Source organism: Lysinibacillus sp. NPDC097214, from assembly GCF_050277945.1.
GTDB classification, from domain to species: Bacteria; Bacillota; Bacilli; order Bacillales_A; family Planococcaceae; genus Lysinibacillus; species Lysinibacillus xylanilyticus_B.
The window spans coordinates 354,436-370,381 of sequence record NZ_JBNNSS010000001.1; the positions used below are offsets into that span (position 1 = coordinate 354,436).

At 39.2% G+C, this 15,946-nt stretch carries 19 protein-coding genes; 2 read left to right on the plus strand and 17 right to left on the minus strand.

Annotated elements, in window-relative coordinates:
- Positions 1-320 precede the first annotated feature (320 nt).
- From ACQKMI_RS01755 to ACQKMI_RS01810, 12 genes are all read right to left on the minus strand, one after another.
- Positions 321-968, minus strand: a complete 648-nt coding sequence (locus ACQKMI_RS01755; RefSeq protein ID WP_427486919.1) for a helix-hairpin-helix domain-containing protein — start codon at positions 966-968, stop codon at positions 321-323.
- 505 nt (positions 969-1,473) lie between these two features.
- The gene (locus ACQKMI_RS01760; protein WP_427486921.1) at positions 1,474-2,649 is read right to left on the minus strand and encodes a DUF4085 family protein; all 1,176 of its coding nucleotides are present in this window, start codon (positions 2,647-2,649) and stop codon (positions 1,474-1,476) included.
- A 237-nt stretch (positions 2,650-2,886) separates the two neighbouring features.
- A complete protein-coding gene (locus tag ACQKMI_RS01765; RefSeq protein ID WP_427486922.1) occupies positions 2,887-3,069 on the minus strand; it encodes a hypothetical protein in 183 nt (60 codons plus the stop codon).
- Between the two features lie 123 nt (positions 3,070-3,192).
- Positions 3,193-3,933, minus strand: coding sequence for a class I SAM-dependent DNA methyltransferase (locus ACQKMI_RS01770; RefSeq protein WP_427486923.1), 741 nt, complete (start codon positions 3,931-3,933; stop codon positions 3,193-3,195).
- 2 nt (positions 3,934-3,935) lie between these two features.
- Complete coding sequence (gene rsfS / locus ACQKMI_RS01775; RefSeq protein WP_197144980.1) at positions 3,936-4,280, minus strand: ribosome silencing factor; 345 nt, start codon at positions 4,278-4,280, stop codon at positions 3,936-3,938.
- Positions 4,277-4,849, minus strand: coding sequence for a bis(5'-nucleosyl)-tetraphosphatase (symmetrical) YqeK (gene yqeK, locus ACQKMI_RS01780; protein ID WP_427486924.1), 573 nt, complete (start codon positions 4,847-4,849; stop codon positions 4,277-4,279). Before yqeK ends, rsfS begins: the two co-directional genes overlap by 4 nt.
- Complete coding sequence (locus tag ACQKMI_RS01785) at positions 4,818-5,408, minus strand: nicotinate-nucleotide adenylyltransferase (RefSeq protein ID WP_323647437.1); 591 nt, start codon at positions 5,406-5,408, stop codon at positions 4,818-4,820. The genes yqeK and ACQKMI_RS01785 overlap by 32 nt, the downstream gene beginning before the upstream one ends.
- 9 nt (positions 5,409-5,417) lie before the next feature.
- The gene (gene yhbY, locus ACQKMI_RS01790; RefSeq protein ID WP_323647438.1) at positions 5,418-5,720 is read right to left on the minus strand and encodes a ribosome assembly RNA-binding protein YhbY; all 303 of its coding nucleotides are present in this window, start codon (positions 5,718-5,720) and stop codon (positions 5,418-5,420) included.
- 5 nt (positions 5,721-5,725) lie between these two features.
- Positions 5,726-6,556 (minus strand): shikimate dehydrogenase, encoded by an 831-nt coding sequence (gene aroE / locus ACQKMI_RS01795; protein ID WP_427486925.1) that lies wholly within the window; start codon positions 6,554-6,556, stop codon positions 5,726-5,728.
- Between the two features lie 30 nt (positions 6,557-6,586).
- The gene (gene yqeH, locus ACQKMI_RS01800; protein ID WP_427486926.1) at positions 6,587-7,690 is read right to left on the minus strand and encodes a ribosome biogenesis GTPase YqeH; all 1,104 of its coding nucleotides are present in this window, start codon (positions 7,688-7,690) and stop codon (positions 6,587-6,589) included.
- Complete coding sequence (locus tag ACQKMI_RS01805; protein WP_323647442.1) at positions 7,687-8,208, minus strand: YqeG family HAD IIIA-type phosphatase; 522 nt, start codon at positions 8,206-8,208, stop codon at positions 7,687-7,689. The genes yqeH and ACQKMI_RS01805 overlap by 4 nt, the downstream gene beginning before the upstream one ends.
- Positions 8,209-8,244: 36 nt before the next feature.
- Positions 8,245-9,027 carry a phosphatidylserine decarboxylase gene (locus ACQKMI_RS01810; RefSeq protein ID WP_323647443.1) on the minus strand — a complete coding sequence of 261 codons (783 nt, stop codon included), beginning with the start codon at positions 9,025-9,027 and terminating at the stop codon, positions 8,245-8,247.
- Between the two features lie 136 nt (positions 9,028-9,163).
- Between ACQKMI_RS01810 and pssA the strand changes: the two genes are divergently transcribed.
- A complete protein-coding gene (gene pssA / locus ACQKMI_RS01815; RefSeq protein ID WP_323647695.1) occupies positions 9,164-9,664 on the plus strand; it encodes a CDP-diacylglycerol--serine O-phosphatidyltransferase in 501 nt (166 codons plus the stop codon).
- A gap of 88 nt (positions 9,665-9,752) precedes the next feature.
- Positions 9,753-10,460, plus strand: coding sequence for an RNA polymerase sporulation sigma factor SigK (gene sigK, locus ACQKMI_RS01820; RefSeq protein ID WP_323647445.1), 708 nt, complete (start codon positions 9,753-9,755; stop codon positions 10,458-10,460).
- Between the two features lie 821 nt (positions 10,461-11,281).
- On the opposite strand, the gene mtnN is transcribed toward sigK, so the two are convergent.
- The 5 genes from mtnN to ACQKMI_RS01845 all read right to left on the minus strand — a co-directional run bounded on the left by mtnN (position 11,282) and on the right by ACQKMI_RS01845 (position 15,934).
- Entirely contained in the window at positions 11,282-11,974 is a 693-nt protein-coding gene (mtnN, locus tag ACQKMI_RS01825) for a 5'-methylthioadenosine/S-adenosylhomocysteine nucleosidase (RefSeq protein ID WP_427486927.1), read from the minus strand.
- A gap of 177 nt (positions 11,975-12,151) precedes the next feature.
- Positions 12,152-12,799 carry a YrrS family protein gene (locus ACQKMI_RS01830; RefSeq protein WP_427486929.1) on the minus strand — a complete coding sequence of 216 codons (648 nt, stop codon included), beginning with the start codon at positions 12,797-12,799 and terminating at the stop codon, positions 12,152-12,154.
- Positions 12,800-13,339: 540 nt separating this feature from the next.
- Positions 13,340-13,828 carry a transcription elongation factor GreA gene (gene greA / locus ACQKMI_RS01835; RefSeq protein ID WP_427416982.1) on the minus strand — a complete coding sequence of 163 codons (489 nt, stop codon included), beginning with the start codon at positions 13,826-13,828 and terminating at the stop codon, positions 13,340-13,342.
- Between the two features lie 187 nt (positions 13,829-14,015).
- Positions 14,016-14,654: a uridine kinase gene (gene udk, locus ACQKMI_RS01840; protein ID WP_427486930.1), complete on the minus strand. Its 639-nt coding sequence runs from the start codon at positions 14,652-14,654 to the stop codon at positions 14,016-14,018.
- A complete protein-coding gene (locus tag ACQKMI_RS01845) occupies positions 14,654-15,934 on the minus strand; it encodes a peptidase U32 family protein (RefSeq protein ID WP_427486932.1) in 1,281 nt (426 codons plus the stop codon). The genes udk and ACQKMI_RS01845 overlap by 1 nt, the downstream gene beginning before the upstream one ends.
- Positions 15,935-15,946 lie beyond the last annotated feature (12 nt).

The window sequence follows — 15,946 nt, forward strand, 5'->3', positions numbered from 1 at the left end:
GCTGCAGGGTCTCGGGCCAACAGATGTTTTCTGCGCGAAAGCGTAGTGTTAACGTAGCGGCAGCAGCACCGATGTTGGTCACGAAGGCGTTGTCACAGGATGTGATGCTTTTAGCCTTCGTTCCTCTATCGCTGATCCCCAAGGAGTCGCCCAGTCGTAACGAAGATCAACTTATTTACAAGGCATACGTCTTATCAAATTTCATCCACAACTTTTGGTAATGAGCCATTAACAAACTGTGCTTTTACTGCAACAGTCACTATGCTTTATAGTGTAGCCCTTTTCGAAAAGAGTCGTCAATATCTCAAAACTTACTGCCATTACTTAACAGTAATGAAATCCTTCAGCTTCTCATACGTTTTTTCACCAATACCACTCACTTTTTTTAAATCCTCAATGGTTTTAAAGCCACCATTCTCCTCACGGTACGAAATAATGCTTTGAGCCTTTGATGGACCAATACCTGATAATGTCGTAAGCATTGCTTCATCTGCTTTATTTAAATTGACCTTTTGATCTTTCACACCGTTGTCACCTTGTGAAGTTCCGCTAGTAGGCATCGTTAAAATAGATGAGGTAATTTCGTCTTGCTTCTCACCCTTTTGAGGAATGTAAATAACCATCTCATCCTCAACTTTTTGCGCATGATTAATGAGTTGTGTATCAGCATCCTGAGTATAGCCACCAGCAAGCTGTACGGCATCTATAATGCGTTTGTCGGGCTGTAGCTCATAGACACCGGGATACATAACAGCACCCTTTATATCAACAAATACCTGCTGTATGACCGCTTCATCAACAGATTCTTTTATTTCATGTTGTTCAATAGGTTGGATTGTTTCGATGAGCTCTTCTTGGGGAGGTGAAGAGTCAGAACTCGAAAAAAAGAAGTAACAAAATCCACTGATAACTAGTATGCCGGGGATCAACATACTTTTTTTATACTTTTGCCAAAAAGATTGGATCATCAACTAACATCCTTTCCTTTGCAAAAGGTAATCATATGGAGTCTATTTCATCTTACAATATCATTCATGCGTTGAAAAGATAAATTATCTATTAAGACAAAAACAAAGGTATCCCTACCCTTTGCTTATGATGGCATGCATAATAATGTGAAATCATGTTATTATGTCAGCCATCATAAAGGCTCACCACCAAAACGTGTGGTTGATTTCCGTTCCGGCTGGGCGCTTTCCTGGGGGCGTCCGATGAGCCGCTTCACTCGCGTTGCTCGCTCCAGGGTCTCGGGCCAACACGAGGTTGGTCACGTAGGCGTTATCACAGGATGTGATGCTTTTAGCCTCCGTTCCTCTATCGCTGATCCCCAAGGAGTCGCCCAGCCTCCACTCCAATCAACTAAATCACTTCAATGATTCAATCCATCACTTTTATTTCTATCAATCAATGTAAAAAGAACCACAATGCATTTTAGTGCAAAGTAGCTCTTTTAAGCAATAATTTTTAAAAAGCTTAGTCTTCTAATAAATCCTTAAATTTCGCTTGTAGCTCAGACGTTAAGATTCCCTCACTGTTAAAATGGCGAATAAACACATTTTGCATCATCTCATCTTCATGAGCAGAGATCATCTGCATTAAAATATCATTAATCTTCTCCGCGAGCTGGACTGGATTGGCATACATCGTATTCCATGCGCGAACCTTTAACTCTATATCTGTACCAAGTGCCGCTGCCTCCAAGTCCTGTATTGGTACTGGCTCACTGAAATGTGCATACGGGTCTTCATATGTATCTGTATGTATAAAATGAATACAATCATCTAACTTGTCTGCCACACGTATTGTATCCACAAAAACGCCTTGATCATTTTCATATAGAAAGCTATTTTCTAAAATTATAAACGGTGCGTGTTGCTGAATCCCGATTACTCGCTGTTTTAATTGAGGTGTAATAAAGGTTAAGCCATGCTCTAGCTTCAATGTTTGAACGTAGTTAGAAAAATTACCGTTTTCAGCAAAATCACTATATGTTTTTGGACGATAATAAAATTCAGCGTCCAACTCCTCTGCTTCAATCGTCCATTCTACCTCTGGACAATCAAAAATAACACGTAGTGCCATTCCATTCGCTGTTTTTCTGAGCTCGTCATAAATATAAAACTGCTCCGGTTCTACTTGACCTACCTCACTTATAATATTGGTGAACGTTAGAGAAATGATTGATTTTGCAGTAAAGCCTCCTGCCATATCAAATGTTAATTCCACTTGAGTAGCATTACGGTGAATACTAACTATTGTTGCATCATGAAGACTTTGCTCAAAGACCTCTCTCTCCTTCGATTCCATATAAGCCAACGTTTTCTGTTTTTCCTCATATGCTGCTTCGAGAATATTTTCAAATAGCTGCTCCTGTTCATTTCTCCATCCTAAAAAGTCTACCCGTACATGTTTAGGAACATCTGGTGTATTCAACGTACCATCTATAACATATGTATGGAATCGCAGTGGTAAATAGTTCATTAAACTATCGCGTATTTCATCTAATTCCTTCTTCTTTTCCTTATATGGATCAATATCATTTTCCTTTGCATAGGCGATGTATTGTGTCCACTCCTCATCAGATTCGTAAATAAATAGTTTCATCGCATTTTCATACGCTTTTTTCTCTTGCAATGTTAAGTGCCACATAATTTCAGCTCCTTTAATTGGGTAGTATAAATAAAAGAAAAATTACTCTTACAATTATTTCGTTTATTCAGTTCCTGCAAGTTATTCTGAATCGAAAATGAATTATCTCTATCCACATCATTTTTGCGTATGTTAGCAAACAATCCGCCTTTCTTGCGAAATATTGAATAGAAAATCACACAATTAAGCTTGTTCTTTCATATCTAACGAGATAATAATGGTGCATAATCAGTTAAATTAAGCATAAGTACCTTTCTTAGCCTGTAATTGCTTTAATAAAGCATTTTTCTGCACTATATACCCCTGCCAATCAAAAACGTCTACAGCTTCATCTAATCCGTCAATTAGGCTATCACTTTTATTTCCATACAGATGTTCAAACCTACGATTTGTCTGAAAATAATTTGCGCTAATAAACATTCTTTTCTTCTTTATTCACCACTTCAAAATCGATACTGTACAATTTTTGTTTTCTTAGCAAAGAGAACTTATTCACAAAGTAAAAAAACAGCTCGCTGGGCAATTTACCAGCAAGCTGTTCTTCTATTTCACCGCACGGATAAAAATGCGTTCACTTTCATATTCAGGACCTTCATCTGTAAAATCGGCTGTTACTTCTACATGTTTAAAGCCAATTTCCTGAAGCCACGCCACATATTGCTCAATTGAGAATGTGCGCTGGTTATGCTCCTCGTCGAAGCGTTCATACAGATTACTCTCAGCATCACGCACATAAAACGTCATTTGGTGGACAACGGAATGTTCAAAATCGCCAGGCTCCGTATGCCATACATAGCTAATATCTCCATCGTCATACGTAAACGGTCCGTCTAAAAATATATCATTCATTTTAAATAACGAATGCACGTCAAAAAACAGCTGGCCGCCATCTCGTAAAGCACCATAAATACGTTCTAATGTTGAATAAACTGCTTTTTCTTCCACTACATAATTCAGCGAATCAATAGCAACTGTTACAACGTCAAGCGCCTCAAAGCCCTCTAATTCATCCATCGACATACAATAAAGAGGTACACGTAATCCTGCATCAGCAAAGCGCTCTGCGGCAATTGAGAGCATATCTTCAGATAAGTCAATCCCACTCACCTTGTAACCTGCTTGCGCAAACTGTAGGCCAAGCACACCTGTACCACAGCCGATATCTAAAAGATTCGGGCATTGACTGCTCGGTGCATGCTGCAAAACCCATCCCACATAACGTTCATAAGGGATATCCGTTTGCAGTTCGTCATACACGTGCGCAAATCGTTCGTAGCTACTCACACTTAAGCCTCTGGCATGTCTAGTTGCGGTGCATCGCCCCATAGACGTTCTAAATTATAATAAGCACGTTCATCTTTATGGAATACATGTGCTACAACATCTCCAAGATCCACAAGAACCCAGCGTGCTCCATCGAAGCCTTCTACACGACGAATTTCATAGCCCTCTTTTACTGCTACCTCTTGTAGTTCACGTGCGATTGCTTGCACTTGGCGATCAGAATTACCATGAGTAATAATAAAGTAATCTGCTAAAAGTGAAATGCCTTCCATATTTAAAACGACAATATCCTCACCATGTTTGTCGTCAATTGCTTTGTAAGCTGATTGTAATAAAGTTGAAGTCATCCTTCACTGTCCTCTCTTTTCATCATATCGTTGTAACATTCTATTGATAATGGATAAATGGGTTGTTTTGTGTCGATTAAAAATGCCAATGTATGGCGTACACAAGCGCTCATCACTTTATCCAAATTTTTCTTTGCTTTTTTTCGCAGACGATCAACACCATCAAATTTACGATTGGGTTCAATCATATCTGCAACAAAAATAATTTTTTCTAAACGGCTCATGCCCACGCGTCCTGTTGTATGAAAACGAATAGCATTTAACATATCCTCATCGATAATGCCAAATTCGCTTTCTGCAATATAAGCACCTACTGGACCATGTAGTAATTCACTACCCCAGCCAAGAAGGCGAGCATCTAATTTTTCATCTAGGACGATTTGCTCCATCCATTCAATATCTGCATATTTCGCAATATCATGAAGGATAGCTGCTATCTCAGCCTTCTTTTCATCCTCACCATAAAATTTTGCTAGCCGGGTGGCCGTTTCCATTACACCAATGGTATGAATATAGCGCTTCTCAGGCATGCGTGGCTTAATCGCCGCTAAGTACTGTTCGCGTTCCATAAAGACCTTCCTCTCGTATGAACGTCTCTACCGCTTCTGGCAGTAAAAAAGTAACCGTTCCTCCAGTGGCAAGGCGTTCACGAAGCAGTGTGGACGATAAATCGATTTGGGGAGCTTCCACCATTATTATAGGATACTCTGTTGTGGCCTCTGTTCCTGGACGCTTTACTCCTACAAATTGCACAAGCTTCACTAATTCATCAATACAGTACCATGTATGAAGCGAATCAATCATGTCGCCGCCAATGATAAAGTAAAATTTCACATTAGGCTCTCTTATACACATCGCAGAAAGTGTCTTATATGAATAGGATACGCCACCCTTATCCACCTCATACGACTCCACAGAAAAATACGGATATGGACTTATTGCACGCCTTACCATTTCAAGGCGCTCCACATCACTAGCATCATGACGTGCAAACTTATGTGGTGGTAACGCATTGGGCATAAAACGAACTTCATCAAGATCTAAAGCATGAAGTACTTCATTAGCCATCATTAAATGTCCATTATGTGGTGGATTAAATGTACCTCCCAGTAAACCGACCTTTTTCATCGTCTCACCTTATTTCGATGCTTTTGGTAATGCAATCTTTTTTTGATTGCGTGATTCTTTATATAAAACAACTGTAAGTCCAATTAATTGTACAAGCTCTGCATGAGCACCTTTAGCAAGTGCTTCTGCCACTTCATGCTTGTCCTCTTCACAGTTATCTAAAATACGTACCTTAATCAACTCTCTTACTTCTAATGCTTCACGAATTTGCTTTGTCATTTCGTCATTAACGCCTGCTTTTCCTACTTGGAAAATTGGTGTTAAATGATGTGCTTCTGCACGTAAAAAACGTTTTTGTTTACCTGTTAACATAAAAATTAATATCCTCCTAATTGCACCTTTAGTTGGGCAATCATTGAATTTGTATTCGGGTATTCATCAAGCCAATGCTCAAAAGCAATAGCCCCTTGATGAACAAACATTCCAAGACCCGTAACGACGGTTGCTCCCTTTTCCTCAGCCGCTTTTAAAAAAGGCGTCATTAATGGATTATACACAATATCGGCCACAATTGCGCCTTCTACAAGTCGTTCTAGTGAAAATGGCATTGAAAAATTGCCCGTAGCAAGCCCAGCCGATGTCATTTGCACTAAAATGCCGAAATCAGCTAGTGATTCTTCAGCCTCTGCTAAAGAAATAGCATTACCTATACCCATTTCATCGACAATTGCCTTTGCATTTGCCACTGTGCGATTGGCAATGGTTAAATTCGTATAGCCTTGCTGCTGCATAGCAAAAGCAATACCACGAGCTGCACCGCCTGCACCAATCAGAAGAACTGGTTTGTCTTTATGTGACTTACCAACCGCTTCCTCTAGCGAGCGCACAAAACCAACACCGTCAGTATTGTATCCCTTGAATTTTCCTTCTTTTGTTCGGACAACCGTATTGACAGCTCCCATTTTTTCTGCCAACTCATCTAGCTCATCTAAATAAGGAATGATTGCTGTTTTATGTGGAATTGTAATGTTCCAACCACTTGCACCTAATGTTTTTAGACCAGCAACCGCTGACTCCAAATTTTCAGAAGATACATGCACTGGAATATACGCCGCATCTATCGACAGGTCCTCGAACCAAGCATTATGCATTGCTGGGGATTTTGAATGCTCAATCGGATCACCAATAACTGCAAACCATTTCTTCATTTCCTAGTCCCTCTTCTCTACTTGTACAGCCTAAATTAGTGATGGGCGAATTGAAACTTGTACACCTTTTGGCGCATAAGCTGCTACAACTACATCAGCATGCTGCACAGTAATCCATCCAAGACCCGAGAATACAACATCTGTTTTCGCTTCTTTAATCGAAAACTCATGACGCACTAATGGCGGTAGCTGTTCTATAAATTCGGCAGTTGGTGGTGCCAGTAATTCACCCTTATGCTCTGCATACAATGTATCTGCCTTCTCAAGCTTTGTACGGTGGATTGGTAAGTCATTTGCCACGTGAACCGTAAATGCCGAACGATCTCCTTGAATAAAGTCAAAACGGGCAAGGGCACCGATAAATAAAGTTTGTCCTGCATTTTGTTGATACACTTTTGGCTTTATTTCTTTTTTAGGCATAATATATTTTAATTCGCTAGCGTCAATATGGTGTGCCATCTGATGATGATTAATAATTCCTGGTGTATCATATAATGCACTACCATCATCTAGTGGAATTTCAATCATATCTAAAGTGGTACCTGGGAAATGAGAAGTCGTAATAACTTCACCCTCACCAGTTGCCTGCTTGATAATGCGATTAATGAACGTGGATTTCCCAACATTTGTACAGCCTACAACGTAAACATTTTGTCCATTACGATACTCATCAATGGCTTCCATCGCTTCAGCCATCCCTATCCCTTTATGAGCACTCACTAAAAGTACATCGACAGGTTGTAGACCTAGAGCCTTTGCTTCGCGTTTTAGCCAATTAATCACTTTTTTCGGTTTCACAGATTTCGGTAATAGATCGGCTTTATTGGCGATTAATAACACAGGATTTTTACCAACGAAGCGGTGAAGTCCTGGTAGCCAGCTCCCATTGAAGTCAAATATATCAACAATTTTTACGATTAAGCCTTGCTGAGTTCCAAGACCGTTTAATATACGTAAAAAGTCGTCATCTGTTAATGACACTGGTTGAATTTCATTATAATTTTTCAAACGGAAGCAACGTTGGCAAATGACCACGTCTTTTTCTAATGATGATGGGGGTGCATACCCAACTGCTGTTTTTTCTTCTGTTTGAATTGTTGTACCACAGCCAATACAATTTGGCATTTCGTTCATTCTTTTTCCTCCCAAGTACTGATTCCTTTTCGTTTTAAATTATTGAACACACGGCGTTCAATAAATCGATTGAATTTTGTTACGAGCCCATCTGATTGTGCAACCGGTTTTACTAGTACCGTATGCAAGCCTAGACGATTTGCGCCCATTACATCTGTTAGTAATTGGTCTCCTACCATTACTACTTCCTGAGGTCGTAGCCCCAATTGAATAATGGCACTATAAAAGGCATTACGAAGTGGCTTTCTCGCCTTATGAATATAAGGAATACCTAATGGCTCAGCAAACTGTTTAACACGTGCTTCTTTATTATTCGACGCAATAATAACACGAATGCCAGATTCTTTCATAATGCGAAGCCAAATAATAAGCTCTTCCGTTGCATCAGCACGGTCCCATTCCACAAGCGTATTATCTAAATCCGTAATTATCCCTTTAATACCTAAGTCTTGAAGCTTTTCCGGTGTAATTTCATAAATACTCGTGACAAATTCATCTGGTAATAAAAAATTATACAAAATAGCGACCCCTAATCTAAACGTATTATTCGACCATTATAGCATATTTGCGAAGGCTTCACCCACTTGAATTGGGCTTCCTTGTACAACATTTTCCGTAAATTCTATTGCATCCTTTTCAAACAGCATAACTACTGTTGAGCCGAATGAAAAATATCCGACTTCTTCACCCTTACGCCACTGCGTTGTTGTATTAGTAAGTACGATAGAATTTACAAAGGTAGCACCCACTTTAATAAACGCTACCTGCTGATTATTAGTGACTTTCAGCTCCGTTACTGAACGGTAATTGTGTGAAATTGGTTTTTTACCGTATGTAAGACCGGCCTGATTAACGGGATAGGATTTTTGACCAAGTGTATATTGCCTTAGCACTTGCCCATCAATCGGGCTATGAATACGGTGATAATCTGCAGGACTCAAGTAAAACACGATAAAATGTCCATCTGCATATTGTGAAGCACGCTCTGTATTGCCAAGTAGATCTTGTAATGCATAAGGCTTACCCTTTACAAGAAACGTCATATCCCATTCGATACGTCCAAATGATTCAACCTTCGCATCCACCGGACTTGCAAAGGTAGTGGGATTTTGCTCAATTGGCCGTGCATCTTCTAAAAGCTCTCTTGTAAAAAAATCATGTAAACTTGAAAAATGTTGTTGTTGTTTTGAAACCTCTTCAAGCTTAATGTCGTATACCTTCATGTAACTAGGAATAATACGTTTACTCCACTTTGCTTTTGCAATAGATTGCAGAAGCTGGGAGGATTGCTTACCATTTGTTAATTCAATCAAGCGTTGATATATTTTTTCTTTCATAAAACAAAACCCCTATCGATTAATTTAGACTGTCAATTTTTTCGCATTCGAAGTATAATGGTACAATATCTTAAGTGCAAAGGAGTGATCCCCCTTGTTTTTTTATCACAAGTTGGTGGATACCACGGTTAAGAAAATGAAATCGCAAGCAGCAAATTTTATCACAATCAGTAATATGTCTTTCGGCGGCGCAGCCATAATGGCTACACTACATGAATACTATAGCTACAGTGTCTTGTTTATCTTTATCGCAGCTCTTCTTGATCGCTATGACGGGAAGGTAGCTAGAGCACTTGGACAAGTGTCTGATTTAGGTAAACAATTAGATTCTATGAGTGATATTATATCATTTGGTGTGGCGCCTGCATTATTAATGTATAAAGTTGTCTTAGTCGACTTTGGTTTTGTCGGCATGACAATGACAGTATTGTATATCATCTGCGGTGCGATGCGATTAGCTCGCTTCAATATTACAGAAGCAAACGGCTATTTTACAGGGTTACCAATTACAGCGGCAGGTACGGTCTTAACTTTAACGTATTTCGCATCTAATACGTTCCACCCAGTATTTTATCTTTTCCTTTTCCCAATACTAGCATTACTAATGATTAGTACAATCACGTTAAAAAAAGTGTAACAGCGCATTTGCTGTTGCACTTTTTTTTCATTTAACACAGTTTTATAACATATACTGTCGAAAAATGGGGAAAGGATGAAATCATTCAATGAGCGGAATTTTTACATCTATGTTGCAGTTATGGCTTGAGATCCCAGCATTACTTGGCTATTTAAAGGGGCAAACTTTCCATAAACCCTTTTCAAAAGAAGAGGAAGCTGCTTGTATTGAACGATTTTTAGGCGGTGATGAGCAAGCGCGACTTGACCTAATCGAACGCAATATGAGACTTGTCGCACACGTTGTGAAAAAATTCCACCCAAAGCATGAGCAACTTGATGATTATATTTCCATCGGTACTATTGGTCTGATGAAAGCCGTAGAAAGTTATACGCCTGACAAAAAAACTCGGCTTGCTACTTATGCCGCCCGCTGTATCGAAAATGAAATTTTAATGCATTTACGTACACAGAAAAAAGTGCAAAAAGATGTTTCCTTATTTGAGCCAATTGGTACAGATAAAGATGGTAATGCCCTACAAATCCGAGATCTCTTACAATGCGATGAAGAGAGTGCAACAGAAAAACTTGAACATAAAGAGCATGTTGCACAACTGTATCATTATTTGTATATGCTCGACGAACGTGAGCTCGAAATCGTTACACTTCGCTATGGTCTTAACCAGCAGGATGCACTCACACAAAAGGAAATTGCTGCACGTTTAAATATTTCTCGTAGTTATGTATCTCGCATTGAAAAGCGAGCACTTATTAAACTCTATCAGTTATATAAACGAGATCAAAAGATTATTGAGTAATATATTGTAAATTGATAATTATAAAATTTCAACAAACCCATTACATTATTCTGCAATTAATCTTGTATTTTTTGTTACAAAGGTAATACTTTGGCTCATCACTATATCGTGAGTTGATTTCCGATCCGACTAGGTCTTCTCCTAGGAGCATCGGGGCAACATTGTTTTTCTGTGCGAAAGCTCAGTGCTAACGTAGCGGCAGTAGCAGATGTTTTTTGCGCGAAAGCGTAGCGACAGCAGCACAGATGTTTTTTGCGCGAAAGCGTAGCGACAGCAGCACAGATGTTTTTTGCGCGAAAGCGTAGCGACAGCAACACCGATGTTGGTCACTCAGGCGTTTTCACAGGATGTGAAGTCTTAGCCAGAGTTCCTCTATTTCAGCGGGTGTATGGACACCCGCCTGCTGAAGAGGATGCTTTGCTTTAGCTACGAAAACATTTGTAGCTGACGTTTCACTTTCGCTACGAAAACATGTGCTGAAAGAAGCTAAACTATAAAGAAAGCCCCCTTGCGTCATTAAATGTCGCAAGAGAGCTTTTCTCTTAATGAATTTCAACAGATTCTGAAAGTTCTACTGAAATAAGTGTACCGAGTAACATCGTTAAAATGACTACACCTGCTGTTAAAAATAGCATTATGCCTGCCTCCCATCTGAATATGAAGAGATTTAATTAACAACAGTTTAGCATTCGTGCGACTTTTAAACTGTGATTTTTCTCACACTAAAAGGCACTCATTTTGACTTTTTTGTGTAGTTTATCCCGCGGATTGGTGATAACTAATAATCAGCGGGATAAATAAAGCCCTGCTGATTATAGACTTTATAACGATTCGATAGCTTTAAGTACTATTTGTGTTGAATGCTTTGCAGCGACTGGTAAAAACTCATCGAAGCTAATATTCGATTCTTTTCCAGCAATATCTGATAAAGCACGAATAACAACAAACGGAGTACCAAATTGATAGCATACTTGTGCAACAGCTGCTGCTTCCATCTCTACTGCCTTCATTTGCGGGAAGTGACGACGAACAGCTTCTACACGAACAGGATCATTCATAAAAGCATCACCTGAGCAAATTAAACCAATACCATATTGGTGCTCTCCAACAGCCTCTACTGCCTCTTCAGCCACTTTCATAAGCTTTTCATCTGATTTATAAGCTGCTGGCATGCCTGCCATTTGACCCATTTCATAACCGAAAATTGTTACATCTACATCATGATGACGGACTTCATCTGAAATAACGATTGCGCCTACTTCAAGCTTTTCATCATAGCCTCCGGCAGAGCCCGTATTAATGACTACATCAGGCTTGAATTCATGTAATAGAATAGTAGTTGACATTGCAGCATTTACTTTACCAATACCACTTTTTAACAAAACTACCTCGTTCCCTTTGTAAGTTCCTGTTGTATATTCACTACCTGCAATTGTTGTGCTTTTTGCCTGCTCTATAGATGCTCGTAAAAGCTCTACTTCCTCTTCCATTGCGCCGATTACTGCAATTTTCATGTCTACGTTACTTCCCTTCTTTATTCACTTCAAATCAATTATGCCTCGGCATAATTGCCGCTGTCGCGCAGATAAATTGCCACAGGACGTGGCGTTCTTAGACTGAGTTCCTCTATATCAGCGGATGTTTGTACATCGGCTGATATAAGTTAAAAATAATAAAACGAGTTACTTTCGTCAATAGGCGCCATTTAATGTATTTAGTTGCTCAAGTTTCACCGGTAACCAGCCTTCGTTGTCGACCCATTCCATGCTGACACGGTACATTTGTGTCTTATCATTCGTTGAAACTGTTGCAATAGCCGAATTAGCGCCACCATTATTTTGTAAACGCCAGATAATCATGTTGTCCTTTTCGATACCTGTAGCGGTTGTAACTGCGGCCACCTTTTCAGCCCAGTCTACAGATTTATCATCGTAAGAAGATACATGCTGACCTGTTTGTGTTGTAGGTGTAGGCTTCCAACTTTTATTTGTTACGACCTTATCAACAATTGGGTTGTCTGACGTGGTTTCAATAGTAGCATCCTGTTCAGATGTTTGAGTTTCATCTGTAGGCTCTTCCTCTGTTTCCTTTTGAGCTGTTCCATCATTATTTTTCTCTTTAGAAGGCTCTTCCTTCACGTCTTCTTTATCGTTCTTCTGCTCCTGTATGGGCTCGTCTTTCTCAGTTTCCCCTGCATCATCCTGCCATTTAAACACAAATGTGGCTACTATAATAATCAGTATCACGACAATACCAATTAAAACATTCAATAGTTTATCTAGCTTTTTATTTTGAGATGGCTGCAAATGACGACTGCTTCGAGTTTGTCGTTCACTCATGAAGTCTCCCCCTCTCTAGCCAATATTTTATCAAGTTCAACAGCACTTGCAAAATAATTGTGCTCATATATTTTTTCATAGAGAAAAATAAAGATATCTCGACGTATTTTCCAATGGATTTTTGGATCATCACCAAAACGTGTGGTTGATTTCCGCTCCGACTGGGCGCTTTCCTGGGGGCGTCCGATGAGCCGCTTCACTCGCGATGCTCGCTCCAGGGTCTCGGGCCAACACGATGTTGGTCACGAAGGCGTTATCACAGGATGTGATGGTTTTAGCCTTCGTTCCTCTATTGCTAATCCCCAAGGAGTCGCCCAGCCTCCACTCCAATCAACCTATTTACATAGTATACGTTTTAGCAAATGTCATCCACAACTTCCTGTGACTAACCATTTTTTATCATTTATGTAAAAATTTACAATAGATTCAAGAATCAATTTCTCCTTGGCATTGCTGTCGTTACAACTTACATTCTGCTAAATGAAGATAAAAGCAGCTAGCTCTCTTTTACAAAGATAAGCTAACTGCTTGTACAAAAAATTATTTTATTGAAATAATTTTTACTTTCATTTCACCACCAGGTGTTTGTACGACAACCTCTTCGCCTTCAGCACGACCTAGCAAGCCTTTAGCAATTGGTGATTCATTTGAAATACGGAATTCCATGGGATCTGCCTCAGCCGAACCAACAATTGTGTACGATTCCTGATCTGTTGTTGGTTTTCCATTAATAATTTCCACAAATGTAACCGTTTTCCCTAATGATACTACACTGTTGTCTGATTCGTCCTCAGAAATAATAACTGCGTTACGAATCATTGATTTTAATGTAGAAATTCGACCTTCCAGAAAGGCTTGCTCTTCTTTTGCAGAATCATACTCAGCATTTTCAGAAAGATCCCCGAAATCACGAGCGATTTTAATACGTTCTACGATTTCCTTACGTGTTTCTGTTTCTAATTTCACTAATTCTTCTTCTAATTTTCTTTTACCTTCAGCTGTCATTGGGTACTGTTTTTCGTTTGCCAAAGTTCTTCACTCCTTGTTTTCGTCAATATAAAAACATAAAACTCGATTAAGTGCCTAGTAGGATTCACTTAATCGAATTTTATTATTTTTAAACGGTTTCAAATTACTCTTTGACCTAATAGTATGCATGCCTTTCTGAAATATGTACAGATATGCATGTAAATATTGTCAATACCACTCTATCTTATTACAATACGTTGTCGGTTTCAAGGATAGTTTTAATCTTAGTTACCAATAAATCAATCGCAACCTCATTATCCCCGCCTTCAGGAATAATAATATCAGCATAACGTTTCGTCGGCTCAATAAATAAATTGTGCATTGGACGCACTGCCGATAAATATTGCTCGATTACAGAATCTGTTGTACGTCCACGCTCTTTTATATCACGCATTATACGACGAATAATACGTAAATCTGAGTCCGTATCTACAAATAATTTAATGTCCATTAAATCACGTAAATCTGCATCTTCTAACACTAAAATACCTTCTAGTATTATAACATCTACAGGCTCTACCTGAATAACTTCTTTTGCTCTAGTATGCTGCACATAATCATACACAGGCTTTTCGATTGGCTGACGGACCAATAATTTTTTTATATGCTCAATTAACAAATCATTATCAAACGCTAACGGATGGTCATAGTTTGTACCTAAACGCTCCTCAAACGTTAAATGACTTTGATCTTTATAATAAAAATCTTGTTCAATTACAACTACTGAATGATCACGGAAAACATCATAAATAGCACGGGTCACACTCGTTTTTCCTGAGCATGAGCCACCAGCGATTCCTATGACGACTGGACGCTTCGCTGCCATTAATTATTCTCCTTTCGCATCATGTTATGTGGTTTTAATGGTGTGTCGCATTTAAATTTAACAATTTGTAGTGGATGACGAGCAGCGTCTAAGCTATTGCCATCTTCATCCCAAATTTCACCCATTGTAATACGGAAATTTTCGATTTCTGGTCCAAAGAACTCTACCTCATCGCCAGGTTTAAAATAGTTACGTTGTTGCATTGTTACCATTTTCGTTTCTGGGTCATGCTCTAAAATTAAACCAGCAAACTCATAAGTCGTTTTACGGCCATGAACACCAAACATTTGCTCTTCGTGACCAGGGGCATCGTGGAAGAATGCTTCTGCAGTATCACGGTTAGCACATTTGTCTAATTCCTCAAGCCATTCACGTTTAATTTTAAAATTGTCAGGGTCCGCACAATAAGCGTCAATCACTTTGCGGTACACTGAAACAACTGTAGCAACATAGTGAATTGATTTCATGCGACCTTCTACTTTTAATGAATCAATACCAAGCTCAATCATATGTGGAATTGCTTCAATCAGCTTTAAGTCTTTCGGACTCATCGCAAAAGGTGCGTGATTCTCATCGAAAAGTGCCTTTTCTTCGCCATCCTCTAGCTCATATAAATCATAGTCCCAGCGACAAGATTGACAGCAACCACCACGGTTAGAGTCACGGGCAGTCATATGATTTGAAAGTACACAGCGACCAGAATAGGCGATACACATCGCTCCATGAACGAATGCCTCAATTTCAATATCGACTTTTTCCTTCATCAGCTTCATCTCTTCGCCGCCTACTTCACGTGCTAATACTACACGATGTAAGCCTTCTTCTTTCCAATACTGGACTGCCTTCCAGTTTGATAAAGATTGCTGTGTAGAAAGATGAATTTCAAGCTTTGGTGCAGCTGTACGGCATGTTTCAATGATAAGTGGATCCGCTACAATAATGCCTGTAACACCTGCAGATTCAATATCTTTTAAATACTGCTCTAAGCCGTCCATATTTTCATTATGGGCGAAAATATTTGTAGTAACATAGATTTTCGCACCATATTTATTGGCGAATTCAACACCTTCGCGCATTTCTTCAATTGAGAAGTTATCTGCGTTTGAACGTAAACCGAACTCTTGTCCACCGATAAATACTGCATCCGCTCCATAATGAACTGCTACTTTTAATTTTTCTAAACTACCTGCAGGGGCAAGTAGCTCTGGTTTTTTTGTAATGACACGTTTTCCGTCTACAATCTCACGAATTTTGTCATTTTGTTCTAATACTAATGCCATGTTCTTGCCACC

Bases quoted from the DNA above. Each gene is read 5' to 3' on its own strand.
- ACQKMI_RS01760 (WP_427486921.1), bottom strand. From the start codon at position 2,649: ATGTGGCACTTAACATTGCAAGAGAAAAAAGCGTATGAAAATGCGATG.
- sigK (WP_323647445.1), top strand. From the start codon at position 9,753: ATGAGCGGAATTTTTACATCTATGTTGCAGTTATGGCTTGAGATCCCA.
- yqeH (WP_427486926.1), bottom strand. From the start codon at position 7,690: ATGAACGAAATGCCAAATTGTATTGGCTGTGGTACAACAATTCAAACA.
- ACQKMI_RS01785 (WP_323647437.1), bottom strand. From the start codon at position 5,408: ATGAAAAAGGTCGGTTTACTGGGAGGTACATTTAATCCACCACATAAT.
- ACQKMI_RS01845 (WP_427486932.1), bottom strand. From the start codon at position 15,934: ATGGCATTAGTATTAGAACAAAATGACAAAATTCGTGAGATTGTAGAC.
- aroE (WP_427486925.1), bottom strand. From the start codon at position 6,556: ATGAAGAAATGGTTTGCAGTTATTGGTGATCCGATTGAGCATTCAAAA.
- pssA (WP_323647695.1), top strand. From the start codon at position 9,164: ATGAAATCGCAAGCAGCAAATTTTATCACAATCAGTAATATGTCTTTC.
- ACQKMI_RS01830 (WP_427486929.1), bottom strand. From the start codon at position 12,799: ATGAGTGAACGACAAACTCGAAGCAGTCGTCATTTGCAGCCATCTCAA.
- yqeK (WP_427486924.1), bottom strand. From the start codon at position 4,849: ATGGAACGCGAACAGTACTTAGCGGCGATTAAGCCACGCATGCCTGAG.
- udk (WP_427486930.1), bottom strand. From the start codon at position 14,654: ATGGCAGCGAAGCGTCCAGTCGTCATAGGAATCGCTGGTGGCTCATGC.
- mtnN (WP_427486927.1), bottom strand. From the start codon at position 11,974: ATGAAAATTGCAGTAATCGGCGCAATGGAAGAGGAAGTAGAGCTTTTA.
- ACQKMI_RS01755 (WP_427486919.1), bottom strand. From the start codon at position 968: ATGATCCAATCTTTTTGGCAAAAGTATAAAAAAAGTATGTTGATCCCC.
- ACQKMI_RS01810 (WP_323647443.1), bottom strand. From the start codon at position 9,027: ATGAAAGAAAAAATATATCAACGCTTGATTGAATTAACAAATGGTAAG.
- yhbY (WP_323647438.1), bottom strand. From the start codon at position 5,720: ATGTTAACAGGTAAACAAAAACGTTTTTTACGTGCAGAAGCACATCAT.
- ACQKMI_RS01765 (WP_427486922.1), bottom strand. From the start codon at position 3,069: ATGTTTATTAGCGCAAATTATTTTCAGACAAATCGTAGGTTTGAACAT.
- rsfS (WP_197144980.1), bottom strand. From the start codon at position 4,280: ATGACTTCAACTTTATTACAATCAGCTTACAAAGCAATTGACGACAAA.